This is a genomic window from Candidatus Solirubrobacter pratensis (genome assembly GCF_000425945.1).
GTDB classification, from domain to species: domain Bacteria; phylum Actinomycetota; class Thermoleophilia; order Solirubrobacterales; family Solirubrobacteraceae; genus Solirubrobacter; species Solirubrobacter pratensis.
Genome location: NZ_AUEK01000013.1, coordinates 156,295 through 176,820 on the forward strand (window position 1 = coordinate 156,295; position 20,526 = coordinate 176,820).

Below are 20,526 nucleotides of genomic sequence, written 5' to 3' on the forward strand. Positions count from 1 at the left end.
ATCAGGGAGGCATCGATGGCGGTCACGACGGCGCACCGGCTCTCGCGCGACCAGGTGATCTGGTCGTTCGGACCGGAGCTCGAGCCGGTGCTCGAGGTCGAGGCCGGCGCCACGGTCACGTTCGAGACGAACGACTGCTTCACCGGACAGATCACGAGCGAGGACGACCTCGTCACCGGGATCGACATGAGCCGGATCAACAGCGCGACTGGCCCGGTCGCCGTGAAGGGCGCGGAGCCGGGTGACTCGCTGATCGCCGAGATCCTGGACATCCGGCCCGCCGAGTGGGGCGTCGCGACGCTGATCCCCGGCTTCGGCCAGCTGATCGACCTGGTGCAGTCGCCGTTGACGCGGCGGTTCCAGGTGCGCGACGGGGAGGTCCGGATGAACGAGCGCGTCGCGTTCCCCGCGCGGCCGATGGTCGGCGTCGTCGGCGTCGCGACCGACGTGGACACGCTCTCGAACGGCCTCGCCGGCCGCCACGGCGGCAACCTCGACGACCGCCTGCACGGCAAGGGCGCGCGCATCTACTTCCCGGTCCGCCAGCCGGGCGGGATGTTCGCGGTCGGCGACATGCACGCGTCGATGGGCGACGGCGAGATCTGCTTCACCGGCGTCGAGATCGCCGGCGAGGTCGATGTCCGCTTCGATCTGCTCAAGGGCAAGCAGGCGACCTGGCCGGTGACGGAACTGGCCGACCGCTGGGTGCCACACGCGACGGCGGACGACTACGACGAGGCGCTCAAGCGCGTGTCGGAGGAGGCGGCGCGGCTTCTCGTCGACGAGCACGGCTTCTCGATGGAGGACGCGTTCATCTTCCTCTCGGTCGCGTGCGACGCCGGCGTCGCCCAGGCGTGCAAGCCGGCGCCGCAGTTCGGGACGATCGGCCGCTTCTCGATCCCGAAGCTCGGGGCCTGTCCGCGGCCGTTCGCGTAGCGTCGCGGCCTGACGCCGCCGACCGTCGCCCCGCTCCAGCTGCCCGGCGTCCACCGGCGACACTCGGCGAACCCGAAGCCATGCGCGAGCGGATGGAGCAGACCTCCGACTTCAGGTCATCGGCGTTGCAAGCACGCGCGCGGGCGTGATCGGCAGCGTGCGGATCCGCTTGCCGGTGGCTGCGTAGACGGCGTTGGCGACGGCCGCGCCGACCGTCCCGATCGCCGGCTCCCCGGCGCCCCAGGCGGGCTCGCGAGGCCGGTCGATCAGGATGATCTCGATCGGGGGCACCTCGTTGAAGCGGATCGGCGTGTACTGGGGAAGCGGGTTGAACGTGTTGGACTCCCACACCGTCGTGGTGATGCGGTCGGCCGTGTAGTTGACCTCTTCCTTCAGCGCGCGTGAGATGCCCTGGATGACGTTGCCCTCGATCTGGTTGCGCAGGCCGTCCGGGTTGATGATCAGGCCGCAATCATGCGCGACGACCGCCCGCGTGACCCGGACGGCGCCGGTGGCGGCGTCGACGGCGACCTCGACGTAGGTGGCCACGTGCGCCTCGGTCGTCTCGTACTGGTGGTAGGCCACGCCGGCGCCCCGGCCGTTCCCGCCCGGGCGCGACGCCCACGCCGGCTGCAGCGCCTCGCAGACCGCCTTCGCCCGCGGGTCGGGCAGCGACGCGATGCGCAGGGCCAGCGGATCGTGCGTGCCGGCGTGCGCGAGCTCGTCGAAGAACGACTCGTTGGCGAACGAGTTCGAGTAGCCGCCGAGCGAGCGCAGCGCGGTCGTGCGCGGGAAGCGGTGGCGCAGTGGCGACGCCGGCCGCCCGCCGGTCGACGTGTCGAAGCTCTTGACGAGCTTGCCCTCGACGCGCTGGCGCGGGAAGCCGTACGTGACGGGCGCGTTGCGGCCGGACGAGTTGCGCACGTTGGCCGGCAGGATGGCGGGCGGCGAACCGATCAGCTCGCCCGCCAGCAGCGAGCCCGCCGCCGAGGCCGTCGGGCGGCTGTTCGCCGTCAGCGCGTAGATCCGGTGCAACCAAGCCGTGATGCCGCTCGCGTCCACGACGCCCTCGACGTCGTGCGACATCGCCGCGCCGAGCGGCTCCCAGGCGTGCTCGTCCTGGCGCCGCCACTGCACGCGCACCGGCTTGCGGACGGCGTCGGAGAGCACGGCGGCATCGGCCGCGCAGTCGTCGGCGCCGTTGTGCCCGTAGCAGCCCGACGCCTCCTCGTAGAGGACGAGGACGCGCGCGGCCTCGATCCCGAGCAGCACGGCGACCGTGTCGCGCAGCCCGGTCACGTTCTGCGTTCCGGAGTACAGCGTCAGCTGGATGCCGGTCTCCGGATCCGGCTGTGGCCGGAAGTCGGCCACCGCGGCGGACGCGCCCACTCCCGCGTGCATGTAGAACGGCGTGAAGTAACGGCGTTTGACCGCCGCGTCGCCGGCGGCGGCGATCGCCGCGTCGGCGGCGCCGGGGTCGCTTGCCGGCACCGCCATGTCCGTGACCGTCCCGTAGTGGTTGTCGGGGTCGCGCAGCGCGGCGTCGAGCGTGGCCTGGGGCATCAGCGCGGCGCCCGCGGTCCACGTCACCAGGCCCTGGGTGGCGGCGGCGCGCGATGCCAGCCACTCCGTCGGCGCGACGACGCCGACGAAGTTGCCGCGCTGGACGACGGTCACGCCGTCGGCCGCGAGCTGCGCCACCTTCGCGCCGTCGAGCGAGGCGAAGCGGGCGTTGCGGCCCGGCGGGCGGATGACGCGGCCGTGCAGCGTCCCCGGCAGGTAGATGTCGCCGGTGTACGGGAACGTCGCGTCGAGCTTCGCCGGCAGCTCCACGCGCGGCTCGCTGGTGCCGACGACGCGGTAGTCGTCCGGATCGACCAGCGGCACGTTCGGATCGAGCTGGACGAACGCCACGCCGCGCTTGAGGAGCTCCGCGTAGGCGACGCTGCGGTTCAGGTTCTTGTCGGCGACGCGGAAGCGGCCGCCCTCGGCGACAAGCCGATCAGCGGGCGCATCGAGATACTCGGCCGCGCGCTCGAGCAGCGCCTGGTAGGCGGTGGCCGCCGCCTGCCGCAGCTCCACGCCGCCGATCTGAATCGACTTGCTGCCGGCGGTGATGCCCTGGCTGACGCTCAGCCGCGTGTCGCCCTGCACGTACTGGATGTCGGCGACGCCGAGCCGCAGCTCCTCGACCACGACCTGGGACAGCGCGGTCTGGATGCCGGTCCCGAGCTCGACCTTGCCCGAGTAGACGGTGATCGCGTCCTCTGTGAGCACGAGCCAGGACTCGGTCGCCGAGGGCTGCGCGCCCTCGGCGAGCACGCGGATCAGGCCGTCGGGCTTGGCGGCGAGCGCGGCGCCGGTGCGGCCGAGGAACGTGAAGCCGACGACGAGCGCGCCGGCGCCGGTGAGGAAGTCGCGGCGCGTGGTGTTGAGGCCCGGCGCGCTCACTTGACCATCTCCTCCGCCGCCTGGCGGATCGCGGCCACGATGCGATTGTGCGCTCCGCAGCGGCACAGGTAGTTCAGCGGCTGGTCGCCCGGTTTGGCAGCGGTCTCGCCCGAGAGGAAGTCGCGCACCTCGGCGTCGGACGGCACGCGGCGGTCGCCGGCGGCGAACCGGCTCTCCAGCCAGCCGAGCGAGCCCATCACCATTCCGTTGATGCAGAACGCGCACTGCGCCGCCTGCTGGTCGACGAACGCGGCCTGCAGCGGATGCGGCTTGCCCGACGCAAGGCCGTCAAGCGTCCGGACCTCCGCGCCGTCGGCGACGGTGTGCACCTGGCGCGTGCACGAGCGTACCGGCGTGCCGTCGACGAGCACGGTACAAGCGCCGCACTGCGTCACTCCGCAGCCGAACCTCGGGCCGCGCTCGCCGTGCCGCTCGCGCAGCCAGTACAGCAACGGCTCCGAGGCCTCGGCCGCACCGCCCTGCGCGGGCACATCGCCATATTCCGCCGACACCTTCTTACCATTGAGCCGGACAGTGCGCTGAGGCATCCGTCCCTCCTTCCGGCATCGAACACCAAGCCCCCGGGACCCACCGGAGACACCCGGAGGGACTTACGCCGGCGCCGTCACGGCCGTTCGGACGCGGAGCGAGTTGGCGCTGCGCCGCTCGTCAGCCGGATCTCGTAAGGCCTGCGGATGCGAGGCCTGGTCCCGGGGTCGCCGGCTTCTTGGACGCGGCGACGATCGCGGTGTCGGCGAGGTGACGCTCGATCGCGTGAACCATGACGTCCCGCCGGTTCCGGCCCGCAGCGAGATCTGGCTCTGCGCGCCACCCGCGGCCGGCCCGTCGAGGCATGCGGTCGTCTGATCCATCGCGGACGGGCGTTTGGAGGTCGACAGGCCGCTGTGCTCTCATGCGTCCATGGCCGGCGCGGACCCGATCCTCGCCTCCGTCCTGCAGCGCCGGGTGCAGGCGATCTCCCACGAGATGGCGACGGTGCTGATGCGCGCCTCGCGGTCGCCGATCTTCAACGAGATCGGCGATCTCGTGACCGTGATCTTCGATCGCGGCGGCCGCACGCTGGCCCAGACCGAGTACGCATCCATCATCGCCAACGGCGCTCAGCCGCCCCTGCAACGGATCATCGAGTACTTCGGCGACGACCTCCACGACGGCGACGTCATCCTCCACAACGACGTCTACAGCGGCGGCAACCAGAACGCGGACGTCGGCGTCTTCCTGCCCATCTTCTACGAGGGCGGGCTCGTCGCGTGGAGTGCGAGCAAGGGGCACGTCGCGGACATCGGCGGCATGACGGCCGGGGGCTACGACCCGCGCGCGCGAGAGATCTGGCAGGAGGCGTTCCGCATCCCGCCGCTGAAGATCCACGACCGCGGGCAACTGCGCCGCGATGTGTGGGACCTCGTGCGGGCGAACATCCGGTTCGAGATCGTCGCCGAGGACATCAAGGCGATGATCGGCGCATGCGCGATCGGCAGGCGCCGCCTCGTCGACGTGCTCGGACGCTATGGCGTCGAGCGCTTCAACGCGCACATGGAGTACGTCATCGACGCCTCCGAGCGCCGGGTACGCGCCGAACTCCTGCGCTGGCCTGACGGCACGTACCACGGCGAGAGCTGGATGGTCTCCGACGGCCTCGATCCGGCCAGGCGTTACCGGATCGCGGTCGCCGTGACGATCGCCGGGTCGGAGATCACCTTCGACTTCTCTGAGACCGACGACCAGGCGCCCGGGTTCACGAACATGCCCGCCGCGTCGGCGATCGGCGCGATCCGGATCGCCTTCCTCATGCTCCTGGCCGCCGGTGGGCTGACGATCCCCACGAACCATGGCCTGTTCGCGCCGGTCCACACCGTCTTCCGCAAGGGATCGCTGCTCGACCCGCATTTCCCGGCCTCGACGATCTTCGGCAACCAGATGTGCGACGAGGTGCTCGAGGCGATCATGCGGGCGCTCGCCGACGTGCTGCCCGATCGCGTCACCGCGGGCTGGAACCAGTACCTGTGCACCGCGCTCAGCGCGATCGACCCGCGGACGAACCAGCCCTCGGTGTCGCTGACGATCTTCCAGCGCGGCGGTCCGGGCGCGATGCGCGGCGCCGACGGCTACGACGCGCTCGGCTTCACGGGCACGCCGGGCAGCATGCGCTCGCCCGACATGGAGATGTTCGAGCTCTCGACGCCCCACCTCATGCATTACTGCGAGTACCTGCCGGACTCCGCCGGCCACGGCGAGTGGCGCGGCGGCTACGGCACCACTTCGAGCTGGACCTTCTACGGCGAGGGCGAAACGGGCACGACGATCGGCGACGACGTCGCGGCCGAGGGTGCCGACCCGCCCGAGGGCCTGTTCGGCGGCGGCCCCGGCAGTCTCAACGAGCTGCGCTTGAGCTTTCCGGACGGCAGCACGCGCGACTGGGGCTCCAAGGAGATCATCGAGCAGATCCCGCCGGGAACCGTGTGCGAGGCGGTCAACGGCGGCGGCGGGGGGTACGGGGACGCCCGCCGGCGCGACCCCGAGCTCGTGCTCGCCGAGGTGCGCGACGGCCTGCTCTCACCCGGGGCCGCGACGCGGGAGTACGGCGTCGCGCTGGCCGCCGACGGGCGTTCGGTCGACGCGCAGGCGACGGCGCGCCTGCGGGGCGCGGCGTGAGCTACCGAGTCGGGATCGACGTCGGGGGGACGTTCACCGACTTCCTCCTCGTCGGTGGGGACGTGCGGCTCGTCCACAAGACGAGCAGCACCCCCGACGATCCCTCGCGTGCGCTCGTGACCGGCCTCGCCGAGCTCGCCGCGCGGCTGGACCTCACGCTGGAGGGGCTCGTCGCCCGGCTCGATCTGATCGTGCACGGCACCACGGTCACGACGAACGCCGTGCTCACCCACAGCGGGGCGCGCACCGGACTGCTCGTGACCGAGGGCTTCCGCGACACGCTCGCGCTGCGCGACGGCACCCGCGAGGACCCCTACGACAACCGGCTCGCGCCGCCCAGGCCGCTCGTGCCGCGCTACCTGAGGCTGCCCGTCCGGGGCCGGATCGACTACAAGGGCGACGAGCTCGCGGAGCTCGAGAGCTCAGACGTGCGCGCCGCGGTCGCGACGTTCGCGGCCGAGGGAGTAGAGGCGGTCGCGATCGCGTTCATGCACTCGCCGACCGAGCCCGCGCACGAGCGCCGTGCACACGACCTGGTCGCGGAGCTGATGCCCGACGCATACGTCACCGCATCGAGCGACCTGCTGCCGCAGGTCCGCTACTACGACCGCACCTCGACGACGGTGCTCAACGCCTACGTCGGGCCGATCATCTCCCGCTATCTGAACGCCCTGACGAGGCGCCTCGAGGAACTCGCATTCGCCGGCACGCTGCTCATGATGCAGTCCAACGGCGGCGTCGCGACGCCGGCCGAGATCTCGCGGCGCGCCGCCCTGTCGTTGCACTCGGGTCCCGCGTCCGGGCCGACGGCCGCGCTGCGCCAGGTCGCGCCGTACGGCCTGCGGGACTGCATCACCGTGGACATGGGCGGGACGAGCTTCGACGCGGCGCTGGTGAGCGGCGGCGAGCCGCTCGTGAGAGTCGACGGCATCGTCGACCGCTGGCGGCTCGCGCTGCCGATGATCGACATCCACACGATCGGTGCCGGCGGCGGCTCGATCGCCTGGCTCGACGACGGGGGCATGTTGCACGTCGGTCCGCAGAGCGCGGGCGCGCAGCCCGGCCCGGCCTGTTACGGGCGCGGCGGCACGCAGCCGACCGTGACGGACGCCGATCTGGTCCTCGGGTATCTCGGCGAGGAGTCCTTCGAGCACGGCGGGATGCGACTCGACCGCGACGCCGCCGTGCGGGCGCTCGAACCGCTCGCAGCGGCGCTCGAGCTCAGCGTCGAGGAGGCTGCGGCGGGCGTGTACGACCTCGTCAACGTGACGATGGCGACCGGGGTCCGTCACGTGAGCTTGCTCCGCGGCCTCGATCCGCGCGACTTCCCGCTGGTCGTCGCCGGCGGTGCTGGGCCGCTGCATGCGGCGGCGATCGCGCGCGAGCTCGGCGTCGACGCGCTCCTCGTGCCCCGTGAGTCGTCGATCTTCTGCGCGGAGGGCATGCTCCTCTCCGACTTCAAGCACGACTACGTGCGCGCCTACAAGGCTCCCCTCGCCGCCGCTGACCCGGCCCACCTGCGCGCCCTGGCCGACGAGATGAGCGCCGCCGGGCGCCACACCCTCGCCCGCGAGGGCGTGACCGGCGAGGCCGTGGAGCTGCGTGCCTCGCTCGACCTGCGCTACATCGGGCAGTGGCACGAGCTGACCGTCGCAGCCGACCTGCCGCTCGACGTGGACGCCGCGGAGGCCGCCTTCCACGCCGAACACGACCGGCTCTTCGGCCACGCGTCGCCCGGCGCACCTGTCGAGGTTCTCGCCGTCCGTCTCAGCGCGTTGGGGCGAACGGAGAAGCCGGAGCTCGTCCGCGGCCCCGACGGCCCCCACGCCGACGCGCGGCGCGGAGAGCGCCCGGTGTGGGATCCCGTCGAGCGCGCGCTCGAGCCGACGCCCGTCTGGGACGGCCGGACGCTGGCGGTCTCCTCGACGCTCGCCGGCGCGGCGATCGTCGAGCTCGCAAGCACCACGATCGTCGTACCGCGCGGCTTCACGCTCGACGTCGACGCCCACGGGGCGTTCGCGATCCACAGCCGCGAGCGCGGCGCCGAGACCGCGCGCCGGCTGGAAGGCGTGGGATTCCTGTGACCGCCGGCGAGCGCTGCGGAGTGCTGGGCGTCGGCGCGCTGGGGAGCGCGATCGCCGCGCGGCTCGCGGCCGTCGGCGTCGAGGTTGCCGCCTACGACGTCGACGCCGATCGTGTGGCCGCGCTCGCCGAGCTCGGCGTGGACGCGGCCGACTCGCCGGGCGGCCTCGCGGACCGCAGCGACATCGTGCTCGTGGTGCTTCCCGACACGCCGGAGATCGAGACGGCGCTCGGCGGGGAGACCGGGCTGGAGGCGGGCCTGCGCGACGGCGCCGCGCTGCTGGTCGTCAGCACGGTGAAGCCGTCCACGGCTCAGGACCTGGCACGTCGGCTCGGGCCGCGCGGGGTCGACATCCTCGACACGCCCGTCAGCGGCGGCCCGGTCGCGGCACGCGCCGGCGCCCTGGCGATCATGGCCGGAGGCTCCGACGCGGCGTACGCACGCTGCCTGCCGCTGCTCGAGACACTCGGCCGCCCCGTCCACGTCGGGCCGATCGGGCATGGCGAGATCGCGAAGCTCGCGAACAACCTGATGGGCTCGGTGATCGCGCTCGGGATCGCCGAGGGCCTCGCGCTCGCCGCGAAGGCCGGCGCCGACCTCGACAAGGTGCGCGAGGCGATCGCCGCCGGCAGCGGCGCGAGCTGGATCCTGAACGACTGGCTCCCGCGGACCGTCCTCGCCGGGCGAACCGACGCCGACTTCGCCGTGGACCTGATGGTCAAGGACATGGACGTGCTCGAGGCCTATGCGCGCGAGCTGGGGGTGCCCCTGCGCGCGGGCGAGCTCGCGCGTGAGACGTTCACCGGGCTGCGCGACACCGGCCACGGCGCGCAGGACTTCTCGGTGCTCGTCGCGATGTCCGCCGCGGAGGCCGGCGCACCGCTTCCCATCGACGTCGAGCCACGTTGACGAGCGTCGGCGATCCCACGAGCGGGCCGGTCGCTCCGCCGGTGCTGCGTCTCACCGGGATCACGAAGCGCTTCCCCGGGGTGGTGGCCCTCGACGGCGTGGATCTCACGCTCCACGCCGGTGTGGTGCATGCGCTCACAGGCGAGAACGGCTCGGGGAAGTCGACGCTTGCGCGTATCGCCGCCGGAGCGCTCGCCCCCGACGCCGGCCGGATCGAGGTGGACGGGGTGGCGCGCACCCTCGGCTCGCCGAAGCAGGCGCTCGCTCTCGGCATCGTGACGATCACGCAGGAGCCCATGCTGGCCCCGACCCTCAGCGTCGCGGAGAACCTCTTCATCGGCCGCCTGCCGCGCCGGCGCATGCGTGGCATCCACTGGACCAAGCTGCGCGCCGACGCGCGCGAGGTCCTCGACCGTCTCCGCGTTCACGTCGACGAGCGCCGCGCCGTCGGCCAGCTGAGCCTCGAGCTCCAGCAGCAGGTCGAGATCGCGCGCGCGGTCTCCTCGCCATCGCGCCTGCTGATCCTCGACGAGGCCACCAGCTCGCTCTCGCAGGCCACCACTTCGCGGCTGCTCGAGGTCGTGGAGCACCTGCGCTCGCGCGGCGTCGCGGTGCTGATGATCTCGCACCGGCTGCACGAGCTCTACGGCACGGCCAGTACGGCGACGGTGCTCCGCGACGGGCGCCGCGTCGCCGACGTGCCGCTGCCGTCCACACCTGAGAGCGAGCTGGTGCGGCTGATGGTCGGGCGCGAATTGCGCGACTACTACCGCAAGCGCGCGTTCGAGCCCGGCGAAACGGTCCTCGCGGTCGAGGGACTGCGCTCGCGCGACGGCATGCTGCGGCCCACGACGCTACGCGTCCGCCGCGGCGAGATCGTCGGGGTCGCCGGCCTCGCCGGGTCGGGCAAGGCCGAGCTCGGCCTGGCGCTGGGCGGGGCGATCCCGAGCGAGGGCAGCGTGCGCGTCCACGGCCGGCCCGCGGACCTCTCGCAACCGCGCGCGGCGCTGGCCAGCGGGATCGGCTTCGTCCCCGACGATCGCAAGCGCGCCGCGCTGCTGCCCACGCGCAGCGTGGCCGAGAACTTCTCCGTCGCGTGGACCGGCGAGCTCACGCGCGCCGGACTGCTCGATCTGCGCTCGGAGCGCCGGCGCGTGGCCGCGGCGATCGAGCGCTACGACGTGCTGACGGCGTCCCCCCAGCGCCGCATCACGGCGCTGTCGGGCGGCAATCAGCAGAAGGTCGTGCTCGGGCGGGTGTTCGAGCGCGATCTGGACGTGCTCGTGCTCTCGGAGCCGACGCGCGGCATCGACATCGGCGCCAAGAGCGAGATCTACCGCCTGATGCAGGAGCGTGCCGAGCGGGGCGCCGCGATCATCGTCATCTCGTCCGAGGTCGCCGAGCTGCTCGGCATCGCCGACCGGATCCTCGTCTTCTTCCGAGGCGAGGTCCGCGGCGAGTTCCCCGCCGCGGGATTGGAGGAGGAGCAGGTCGCCCACGTGGCGGTCTCCGGCGTGCCCCGGGAGCGCGCAGCTTGACGGTGGGCCGCTATGCCGGCGTCCTCGTGGCGCTCGTCCTGGTCTGCGTCTACCTCTCGATCGCGCAGGACGTGTTCCTGACATGGGACAACTTCACGAACATCGCCAAGTCGAACACCGTCGTCCTCCTGCTCGCGATCGGTCAGACGTTCGTCGTGATCTCGGCCGGCATCGACCTCTCGACCGCGTCAGCGGCGACCGCCGCCGGCATGATCCTCGGGCTCACGATGGACGCCGGCTGCAGCATCGCCGTGGTGCTCGCGGCAACGCTGGTCTTCGGCGTCCTGCTCGGCCTCCTCAACGGATTCCTCGTCACGAAGCTCAGGATCTCCTTCCTGATCGTGACGCTGGGCACGCTCTCGATCTATCAAAGCTTCGCGCTTGTCGTCAACGACGGCCAGACGATCACGGTCTTCGGCAAGCCCGGCTTCTCGTTCGTCAGCGACCTCGTCAACAACGAGATCGGCCCGTTCCCGATCCTGCTCGTCCTCGATCTCGTGCTTGCGCTCATCGCCGGCGGCGTCCTGCGCTACACGGGCTTCGGGCGCGCGTTGTTCGCCGTCGGCTCGAACCCGGAGGCGGCGCGCCTCAACGGCATCGACGTCGGGCGCATCGTCCTCGTCGCGTATGGCATCGCCGGGCTCGCGGCCGCACTTGCCTCGGTCGTGCAGGTCGGCCGCCTCACCAGCGCATCCCCCCAGGCCGACCCCACCCTGCTCCTGACGGTGGTCGCCGCGGTGCTCATCGGCGGCACCGCCTACACGGGGGGTGAGGGCGGCGTGCTCGGCACCATCATCGGCGTCCTGTTCCTCGGTGTCGTCCAGAACGGGCTCACCCTCTCCGACGTGTCCTCGTTCTGGCACGGCATCGTCAGTGGCGTGGTCCTGATCGCCGCGGTCGCGCTCGGCGTCCGGCGCGACGGCGGATGGGCCCTGCGCACAGGACGAATGGCGCCCACGCTTTCGCGTGAGCGATCACAATAGGAGGGCATGGCGAAGCTGTCCGCGAAGGCCGCAGCGGTGATCGCCGCGTTGGTCGTCGCCGCGTGCGGGGGCAACCACCGGCACGCGTCGAGTGGTCACGCGACGAAGGTGGCGTACTCGGATCCGGTCGGCGCGCAACCGGGCCAGCAGGACATCGTGTTCGGGTTCAAGGCCGGGGCCTCCGAGCTCGGCTGGACGGCGGAGTCCATCGACGCCAACTTGTCGCCCGACAAGCAGGTCGCCGACATCGCCACGATGGTGACCCAGGGCGAGGCCGGCATCGCGAGCTGGACACTTGACCCCGGCGCGGCCGCAGGCGCATACCGACAGGCCGGGGCAGCACACATTCCCGTCGTCGGCGTCAACTCCGCGGGCGCGGGCATCGACGCGACGGTGTGGTGGGAGATCAACCTCTGCGGCGCCGGCTCGCCCGTTGCGAAGCTCACGAAGTACATCGCCGCGGAGAAGCCGGGCGCACACGTGCTCGAGATCGGCGGCCCGCCGGTCCCGTCGATCCAGGCGTACGAGAGATGCTTCGCGGAGAACGCCGAGAAGAACGGGCTCACGATCGTCGGCACTGCGCACAACACGAAGGACACGGCCGCCTCGGCGCAGCCGATCGTCGCGGACCTCTTGACCAAGAACCGCGACGTCGACGCCATCTGGGCCTACAACGACGCCACCGCGCTCGGCGCGTCGGCAGCGCAAATGTCCGAAGGAGGCAAGGTCTACGACGGCTCGGGCGACGGCGTCATCGTGTTCGGTCAGAACGGCGACGTCGACGCGATCACGGCGATCAGGGAGCATCGCCTCACCGGGACGCTCGATCCCAACCCGGTCGCGACCGGCTGGGCCCTGATCAAGGCGCTCTCCGGGTTCGTCGGGAAGCACAGGGTCGACGATCCGCCCAGGGAGCTCGTGGTCAAGAGCGACAGGTGGACGCTGGACAACATCGACCTCTACAAGCCCCCGCGTGAGCGCCATTACACGTTGGCCACGGTGCCGCTCGTGCGCCCTCCCTCCGGCTGAGCCCGCGTCATACACTGGCGCCAGTAGGCGTCGGATGCCCGCGTCCGTGATTGATCTCGCCAGCCTAGGGGTCGGAGCCGAGGAGTTCCTCGCGACGGTGCTCCAGACGACCGGGCAGCCCCTGTGGGTCATCGATCACGACGGCCGCATCCGGTTCGCCAATCCGGCGGCGATCAGGGCGCTCGGCTACGAACGGGCGGACGAGCTCTCGGGGCACAACAGCCACGCGACGATCCACTACCGGCACAAGGACGGAACGCCGTATCCCGCCGACGAGTGCCCGCTCCTCCGGCCACTGGCGACCGGCCGCATCAGCACGAGCGAGCTGGATTGGTTCGTCCGCCGCGACGGCTCGATGTTCCCCGTCTCCTACCTCTCGGTCCCGCTCGATCTGCGGGACGGTCGCGGGGCCGTCGTGTCCTTCACGGATATCGAGGACCGGCTCCGCCTCCAGGAGGCGGTGGGCGACCCCGACGCGACCCTGGCGGCCCAGCACGCGGCGCTGCGGGACGAGCTCACGCGGCTCGCGGACGAACAGGCCGCGCTGCGGCGCGTCGCGACGCTGGTCGCGCGCGGCGTCGCGCCGCGCGACCTCTTCTTCGCAGCGGTGGCGCGTGAGGTCGGCCTGCTCGCCGGTGGCGACGTCACGCACGTCGGGCGCTACGAGGCCGACGGCAGGGCGACGCTGATCGCGAGCTGGACCCGCACCGGCGACCAGGTGCCCATCGGCACGGTGGCTCCCATCGATGGCCAGAACGTGTGCTCGTTGGTGCTCCGGACCGGACGGCCTGCGCGCATGGACAGCTACCACGACGCCTCCGGCCCGATCGCTGCGATGCTTCGCGAGCTGGGTGTTCGCTCGTCGGTCGGCGCTCCGATCGTCGTCGACGGCCGGCGGTGGGGAGTCGCGATCGTGTCGTCGAAAGGCGACCAGCCGCTCTCGGCCGACACGGAGGAGATGATCGGCGCCTTCGCGGAGCTCGTCGCCACGGCGATCGCGAATACCGAGACCCAGAGGGAGAGGGCGCGGCTCGCAGACGAGCAGGCGGCATTGCGGCGCGTGGCCACGCTCGTCGCGCAAGGCGTGCCGGCGCCTGAGCTGTTCGGCGCCGTCACGAAGGAGGTCGGACAGCTGCTCGGCACCGATGCCGCCGCGATGATCCGCTACGGGCCGGACGTGATGACCGCCGTCGGCAGCTGGACGGCGGAGGGCGTGGAGGCTGAGACCGAGGTCGGGCGGCAGTGGCCGCTCGAGGGCGACAGCCTGGCACCACGGATCGTGAAGACCGGGAAGTCCGCGCGCATCGACGATTGGCGCGACGTGGCCGGTCCCGTCGGCGACTACGTCCGGAACCAGCTCGGGCTGAGCTCATCGGTCGGCAGCCCGATCCTCGTCGGTGGCCGCGTGTGGGGCAATCTGGTGGTCCACTCGACGACCGGGCGGCTCCCCGGCGACACCGAGGAGCGTCTCGCGGGCTTCACGGAGCTCGTCGCGACGGCGATCGCGAACAGCGAAGCGCAGGGCGAGGTGCGACGGCTTGCGGAGGATCAGGCGGCCCTCCGCCGCGTGGCGACGCTCGTCGCACGGGCGGTGCCGCCAAGCGAGCTCTTCGATGCAGTGGCCAAGGAGGTCGGCTGCCTGCTCGGTGCCGACTTCGCGAGGATGATTCGCTACGAGGACGACGGTACCGTGAGCGCGGCGGCCGCGTGGGCGGCCGTGGGCCGGCACCCGCCGGTCCCAGCCCGCTGGACGACCGAGGCCGGCGACGTGCCGGGTCGGCTCATGGAGACTCGCCGGCCGGCCCGGATAGACGACTGGTCCGGCGTTCCGGGACCCATCGCGGCCTTCGTTCGTGAGCAGCTCGGGACGGGCTCCTCAGTCGGGAGCCCGATCATCGTAGGGGGGCGCTTGTGGGGAGGTCTGGTCGTTCACCTGAAGGGGAACGACCCGCTTCCTGCGGACACCGAGTCGCGCCTCCTGAACTTCACGGAGCTGGTGGCGACCGCGATCGCCAACGGTGAGGCGCGGGCCGAGGTGGAGCGCTTGGCGGATGAGCAGGCGGGCCTGCGGCGTGTGGCGACGCTGGTCGCGCGCAAGTCGCCCCCGGCCGAGGTGTTCGCGGCGGTCGGCGAGGAGGTGGGGCGGCTGCTCCGGGTGGGGAGCACGTCGATCCTGCGCTACGAGGGAGATGGAACGGCCACCGTCGTGGCGCGTTCGCGCGAGTCGGAGCTCCAGGTCGGCGACCGCCTGCCGCTCGACGGGGAGAGCGTCACCGCGAGTGTGTTCAGAACCGGGCGTCCCGCGCGTCTCGACGACTATTCGGTAGCCAGCGGCGGCCTTGGGACCCAGATGCGCGAGGCGGGGATTCGCTCGGCGGTCGGCGCTCCGATCGTGGTCGCGGGAAGGCTCTGGGGCGTGATCGCCGCCTCCACGCGACGGGATGAGCCGTTGCCGGCCGAGCTCGAGTCGCGCATCGGTGAGTTCACGGAGCTGGTCGCCACGGCGATCTCGAACGTCCAAGCGTGGTCGGATCTCGCCGCGTCCCGGGCGCGCATCGTCGCCGCCGTCGACGAGGAGCGGCAGCGGGTGGTCCGCGACCTGCACGACGGCGCGCAGCAGCGCCTGGTTCACACGGTCATCACGCTCAAGCTCGCTCGCCGGGCGCTTCAGACCGACGACACGGCGGTCCCTGAGTTCGTGACCGAAGCGCTCGAGCAGGCCGAGCGCGCGACGGCCGAGCTGCGCGAGCTCGCGCAGGGCATCCTTCCGGGGGTCCTCACCCACGGCGGCCTGCGCGCAGGGGTCGCGGAGCTGGCCTCCCGGACGCCGGTGCCGGTCGAGGTCGACATCACCATCGACCGGCTGCCCGCCACGATCGAGGCGACCGCGTACTTCGTCGTCGCCGAGGCGTTGACCAACGTCGCGAAGCATGCTCGCGCGAGCAGCGCCGGCGTCAGCGCGCGCATCGACGATGGCGCGCTCGTGGTGCGCGTACGCGATGACGGCGCCGGAGGTGCCCGTCGCGGGGGAACCGGTCTCTTAGGGCTCGCGGACCGGCTCGCCGCCCTCGACGGCACGCTCGACGTCGAGACCCCAGCCGGCGGCGGGACACTGATCGTGGCCACGATTCCCATCCCGCCGAGCTCTGCACAGTCACGCGACGAACGCCCACCGTGATGACCTCGCGCGACTGAGCCGCTCTCGGCTGCCTATGCGGGCTGCCGGCCGACCGACTCGTCGGACGCGGCATCGTCGAGGCGGCCGTTGCGCAGGCGGATGACCGCATCCGCCCGCCGCGCGACGCTCTCGTCGTGCGTGGCGCACAGGATCGTGACGCCGTGCTCGTGCGCCAGCTCGGCGAGCAGGCCGGCGACCATCACCGAGCCCTTCTCGTCGAGGTTGGCGGTCGGCTCGTCGGCGAGAAGCAGCTTCGGCTCGGCGGCGACCGCGCGCGCCACGGCGACGCGCTGGCGCTGACCGGCCGAGAGGTCGGCCGCCGGTCGTCGCGCGGCCTCCGCCAGGCCGATCAGCGCGAGCGCCTCATGGCTGCGCGTACGCGCCTCGTGCGATCCGACGCCCCGGACCGTCAGCGCCAGCTCGACGTTTTCGAGCGCACCGAGGAACGGGACCAGAGCCGTCGTCTGGGGAACGATCGCGACGTGCTCGCGGCGCCACGCCGCGAGCTGCGCGCGGGTCATCCCGTCGAGGGCGTGACCGAGCACCTCGATCGTCCCCGCGTCGGGCCGGTCCAGTCCTCCGATCAAGTGGATGAGCGTCGTCTTGCCGCACCCCGACGGCCCGGACAGGACGTGCAGCCTGCCTGGGAGCAGGTCGAACGAGACGCCGTCCAGCGCCGGGCGCCGGCGCGACTCGAAGCGCCGGACGACGTCGCGCGCGCGCGTCACGGGAGGAGGGGCGGGCCCGACCCTTGCCGGTTGCACACCACGCCGCCTGACCGGCGCCGGTGCGGGCCGCTCGCCGAGCCGGCGCAGCACCACCGCGCCGTCGGTGACGCCCAGCCCGGCCTCGCCTTCGAGGCCGGCGGCCGCGAGGTCGTCGGGATCGATGCGCAGCACGCCGCCGTCGTCGATCATCACCACGCGCCGGTCTGTCGCGCCGCGCCGCAGCTCGCCGGTGACCCGGCCGTCGCGGACGGTGACAGTGCGGTCGGCGACGCGCGTTGCCTTCGGGTCGTGTGTGACCAGGACGACGGTCGTGCCCTCGACGGCGGCGAGCTCGCGCAGCGCGGCGAGCACGCGCGTCCCGGCGTCGTCGTCGAGCTCTCCCGTCACCTCGTCGGCGAGCAGCAGCCGCGGGTTTGCGGCCAGCGCGGCGCACAATGCCACCCGCTGCTGCTCGCCGCCGGACAGCTCGGTCCGCAGCGCGTCCGCCCGGTCTCCGAGGCCGACGCGCTCGAGCAGCTCGAGCGCGCGGGCGCGGGCGTGGCGTCGTGGCCAGCCGAGGACCCTGGGGCGCATGGCGATCATCTCCCACGCCTTCAGGTCGGGCGAGAGGCTGCGGGCGTAGTGCTGCTGCACGAACGCCACCGTCGCGGCGCGGTAGGCGGCGAGCTCGCGGTCGCGGAGCTCGTGCAGCGCGGCGCCGAAGACGTCCAGCTCGCCCGAGAGCGGGCGCAGGCGCCCGGCGAGGCAGCGCAGCAGCGTGCTCTTGCCGGAGCCGCTCGGCCCAATCACGGCCAGCAGCTCGCCGGCTTCGACGGTGAGGCTGAGGCTCTGCAGCGCGACGACCGTCCCGCCGCGCGCGGGATGCGCGGCGAACAGCCGGTGCGCTCGGATCGCCTCAGCCATGCAGCCGCCCGAGTCGATGGCCGCGCAGCGCGTGTGTCGTCGCTGCGCCGACGACCGCAGCCGCGACCACCGCGGCGAGGAGCAGCATCGCCGAGACCGACGGCCAGGTCATGGCGGCGCGCAGCGGCGGCACCGGCGTCCGGCCCTCCGCGCCGACGCGCGCGATGGCGACCACGAGGTGCACGAGCGCGTACGCGGTCGCGACGGACAGGACGGCGCCGACGACGGCGACCGTCGCCGTGTGCCCGTAGACCAGGCGCCGCAGCCGGCGCGGCTCGATCCCCAGCGCCTCGAGCTCGCCGAGCTCGCCCGCGTCGTCGCGCAGCGTGGCGAGCACGGAGAGGACCAGCGCGAGCACGGCGAGCGCCATGGCGATGGCAGCGGTGGCGGCGAGCACGGAGCGCGTCACGCGCGCGAGGGCGTCGTCGCGGAGCGCCTGAGCCCTCCCGTCTCGCTCGGCGACTGCGGCCAGCCGGAACGGCGGCCGTCGCAGCCGCTCCACGACGGCGCCCCGGGACGCTCCCGGACGCAGCTGCAGCCACGCCTCGCTCGGCAGTGCCGCGCCCGGCGCGGCGGCGTTGACGGCGGCGAACAGCCGCCCGGCGTCGACCACCGCGAAGCTGATCCCGGCGGCGATCGTCGGGAACCGCGAGGCGGTGCCGATCGGCCTGAGCCGGACTTGCTGGCCGTCCGCGACGCCGACCGTCACCACGCCGTTGACGGCCGAGCGAGCGAGCGCGGGATCGACGAGCGCCGGCAGCGGCTCGGCGGCGTGCTCCTGCGCGTAGCCCATCGCGTACGTCGGCTTGGCGCTGAAGGTCGGGTAGCTCAGTACGGCGCGCCCGCGGCGGCGCTCGACGCGGGCCTGGCCGCCGGCGCTGTAGCCGACGCGCGCCTGATCCGTCGGCGCCCACCCGTCGAGGAAGCGCGTGACCGGCCTGCCGTCGACGCGCAGGGTGCCGAGGGTCGTGCTGCCGATGTCGCTTGTGAACGAGCCGCCCTGCTGGAGCGTCGTCCGGATGCCGACGACACGTCCTCCCCTGGCCTCGCGCGGCACCGTCGTCTCGACGTCGAAGCGCCCGGAGGTGAGCGATCCCACCAGCTTCAGGGCCAGCAGGCGGCCATCGGACGCCTGCACGACGAGCGTGACCGTCGCGCCCCCGCCGGTCAGCTCGACGGGCACCGAGAGTGTCTTCGCGTCGTCCGGGAGCCGCGGGCCCTGCAGCGCCAGCGGCGCCGGTGGGCCGAGCGCATGGGAGACGGCGCCCGGCGTGAGCGAGGAGAAGTCTGCGCGCCAACCCGGCAGCGTCGCCACCAGCGACGACGGCATACCGACCAGCGCGACACGACCGGCCGCCTGTCCGCCGGCCGCGACCTCGCCGGCGTCCAAGCGGATCACGGGCGCCGCCGTGGCCTGGCGCGCGAGCGCGCCGTAGCGCGCGAACGGCAGCACGTCCGGCTCCGGCTGCCCCGACTCCGAACGCTCGCTCACACGCAGGTCGGCGCCGGTCGCGAACGCCGCCTGCTCGCCCGCGCCGACCGCGAGGTCGTGGCGGTACGCGAGCGCGAACAAGCCGCCGGCCGCGCACAGCGTGACGACCGCCACGGTCGCGCTGGCCGCACTGGCGTCGCGCGCGAGCCCGAGCGCGTACAGGCGCAGGCCCGCGCCCGCCTGGCGCGTCGAGCGCTCGAGCAGGTGCAGCACCAGCGGCAGGACGCGCAACGCGACCAGCGCCCCGCCGACGCACACGAGCGTAGGGAGGACGAGGATCGCCGGATCGAGCCCCGAGCTGGCCGCCAGCTCCCCGGCATCGAGCCCGCCGCGCGACAGCGTCTGCCACACGATGACCGCCAGAAGCAGCCCGATCGCCGCCTCCACCGTGACGCGCGCCCGCCGCGGCGGCCGCTCGCGCAGCACCGCGAGCTGCCCGACGATCGCGGCGACGAGCGCGACGGCGGCGAGCTCCGCCCCGCCCGCCGACAGCAGCGCATGGCGCAGCGGCCCGCCCGCGCCGAGCGCGAGCGCGCACGCGACGAGCGCCGCCACGGCGACCGCGATCCCCGCGAGCGCCACCGCGGCCACCTCGAGCACGACGAACCCGACCAGCTGCGGCCGCGTCGCGCCGACGTCGCGCAGACGGTCCAGCTCCCCGCCCACGTCGCGCCGGCGCTGCGCCGCGGCGAAGGCGGCGAAGCAGATCAGCAGCCCGGCCGTCTGACCCACGATCAGCAGCAACAGTGCCGACGTCGAGCGCCCGCGCTGCCGCAGCGCGTCGATCAGCACTTCGGGTCCGCGAACGGTCACCCCAGGATCGCCGGTCAGGCGATTGCGAGCCGCACGCACGCCATCGAGCACGGCCCGCTCGTTCCACGGGTGCACGGCTCCCGGCGCGAGCTCACGGAACCAGCCGTAAGTGCGCGAGCGCTTGACGAATCGCTCCATCTCAGCCAGCTCGCGGACGCCCGACACCAGGTAGAACGCGGCCCCGGCGCCGATGTCGGTCGCGCTGGTCGGTGGGATCCTCCCCGCCGGCGCCGGATCGATCCGTCCCCGGCCGACGACGTCCAGGGCGACGTCCGCGCGCCGCGCGTCCGCGCCCGTCTCCTTGCCGCCGCCGAGGTAGACCGCCTCACAGCGGCGGGGATCGCACGGTCCGCTCGGCATCCGGCCTGCGTCCAGGCGAACCCAGGCGCGGGCGCCGTCGACCGCCACTAGGCGCACCGGCGCCCCGCCGGCGGCCGCCGGAAGCGAGACCACGACGCTGCGGACCACGCGCCGGCCAAAGCCGGCGCGCGGAAGCGCGCGCACGATCCCGGGGTCGATGCGGTCCCGATAGCGCGCGAGGATGCGCGCGTCGCGCTCGCCGGAAGCGCCCGACCGGGCGAGGTCGTTCCCGCCCGCCCACGTCTCGAACACGGACACCCGGGCGCCGCGCTGCGCGTGGGTGGCGGCCGCGATGCCGTCGTCCAACGCGGTGTCGCGCGCGGCATCCGCCGCGACGCGCGCGCCGAGCAGCGCGAACGCGGCGAGCGCCGCGGCGGCGGCGACGACCGAGGTGACGCGCTTGCGACGTCCGAGCCGTCGTACGACAAGCGAACCAAGGGTCACGGCGGC

At 73.0% G+C, this 20,526-nt stretch carries 12 protein-coding genes; 8 read left to right on the forward strand and 4 right to left on the reverse strand.

The features are described from left to right. Nucleotides 1–15 precede the first annotated feature (15 nt). Nucleotides 16–936, forward strand: a complete 921-nt coding sequence (locus H958_RS0120430) for an acetamidase/formamidase family protein (RefSeq protein ID WP_028060009.1) — start codon at nucleotides 16–18, stop codon at nucleotides 934–936. 111 nt (nucleotides 937–1,047) lie between these two features. Here the strand turns inward: H958_RS0120430 and H958_RS0120435 are convergent, their stop codons facing one another. Beyond that, a complete protein-coding gene (locus H958_RS0120435) occupies nucleotides 1,048–3,387 on the reverse strand; it encodes a molybdopterin cofactor-binding domain-containing protein (protein ID WP_028060010.1) in 2,340 nt (779 codons plus the stop codon). After that, nucleotides 3,384–3,935 (reverse strand): (2Fe-2S)-binding protein, encoded by a 552-nt coding sequence (locus H958_RS39070; protein ID WP_081686101.1) that lies wholly within the window; start codon nucleotides 3,933–3,935, stop codon nucleotides 3,384–3,386. The genes H958_RS0120435 and H958_RS39070 overlap by 4 nt, the downstream gene beginning before the upstream one ends. 373 nt (nucleotides 3,936–4,308) lie before the next feature. Between H958_RS39070 and H958_RS0120450 the strand changes: the two genes are divergently transcribed. The 7 genes from H958_RS0120450 to H958_RS43785 are packed head-to-tail and all read left to right on the forward strand — an operon-like array spanning nucleotide 4,309 to nucleotide 15,780. Beyond that, nucleotides 4,309–6,060, forward strand: a complete 1,752-nt coding sequence (locus tag H958_RS0120450) for a hydantoinase B/oxoprolinase family protein (RefSeq protein ID WP_028060011.1) — start codon at nucleotides 4,309–4,311, stop codon at nucleotides 6,058–6,060. Beyond that, nucleotides 6,057–8,144: a hydantoinase/oxoprolinase family protein gene (locus tag H958_RS0120455; protein WP_028060012.1), complete on the forward strand. Its 2,088-nt coding sequence runs from the start codon at nucleotides 6,057–6,059 to the stop codon at nucleotides 8,142–8,144. Before H958_RS0120450 ends, H958_RS0120455 begins: the two co-directional genes overlap by 4 nt. Then, nucleotides 8,141–9,052, forward strand: a complete 912-nt coding sequence (locus tag H958_RS39075) for an NAD(P)-dependent oxidoreductase (RefSeq protein ID WP_051324578.1) — start codon at nucleotides 8,141–8,143, stop codon at nucleotides 9,050–9,052. Before H958_RS0120455 ends, H958_RS39075 begins: the two co-directional genes overlap by 4 nt. Beyond that, on the forward strand, nucleotides 9,049–10,590 hold the full coding sequence (locus tag H958_RS0120465; protein ID WP_028060013.1) for a sugar ABC transporter ATP-binding protein: 1,542 nt from the start codon (nucleotides 9,049–9,051) through the stop codon (nucleotides 10,588–10,590). The genes H958_RS39075 and H958_RS0120465 overlap by 4 nt, the downstream gene beginning before the upstream one ends. Before the next feature lie 2 nt (nucleotides 10,591–10,592). Further along, on the forward strand, nucleotides 10,593–11,573 hold the full coding sequence (locus H958_RS39080; protein WP_231379329.1) for an ABC transporter permease: 981 nt from the start codon (nucleotides 10,593–10,595) through the stop codon (nucleotides 11,571–11,573). A gap of 6 nt (nucleotides 11,574–11,579) precedes the next feature. Beyond that, the gene (locus H958_RS0120475; RefSeq protein ID WP_028060014.1) at nucleotides 11,580–12,602 is read left to right on the forward strand and encodes a sugar ABC transporter substrate-binding protein; all 1,023 of its coding nucleotides are present in this window, start codon (nucleotides 11,580–11,582) and stop codon (nucleotides 12,600–12,602) included. Between the two features lie 46 nt (nucleotides 12,603–12,648). Next, a complete protein-coding gene (locus H958_RS43785) occupies nucleotides 12,649–15,780 on the forward strand; it encodes a GAF domain-containing protein (RefSeq protein WP_196807472.1) in 3,132 nt (1,043 codons plus the stop codon). 32 nt (nucleotides 15,781–15,812) lie between these two features. On the opposite strand, the gene H958_RS43790 is transcribed toward H958_RS43785, so the two are convergent. Beyond that, nucleotides 15,813–17,411, reverse strand: a complete 1,599-nt coding sequence (locus H958_RS43790; protein WP_051324580.1) for an ABC transporter ATP-binding protein — start codon at nucleotides 17,409–17,411, stop codon at nucleotides 15,813–15,815. Further along, nucleotides 17,404–20,520 carry an FtsX-like permease family protein gene (locus H958_RS0120490; RefSeq protein ID WP_028060015.1) on the reverse strand — a complete coding sequence of 1,039 codons (3,117 nt, stop codon included), beginning with the start codon at nucleotides 20,518–20,520 and terminating at the stop codon, nucleotides 17,404–17,406. The genes H958_RS43790 and H958_RS0120490 overlap by 8 nt, the downstream gene beginning before the upstream one ends. Nucleotides 20,521–20,526 lie beyond the last annotated feature (6 nt).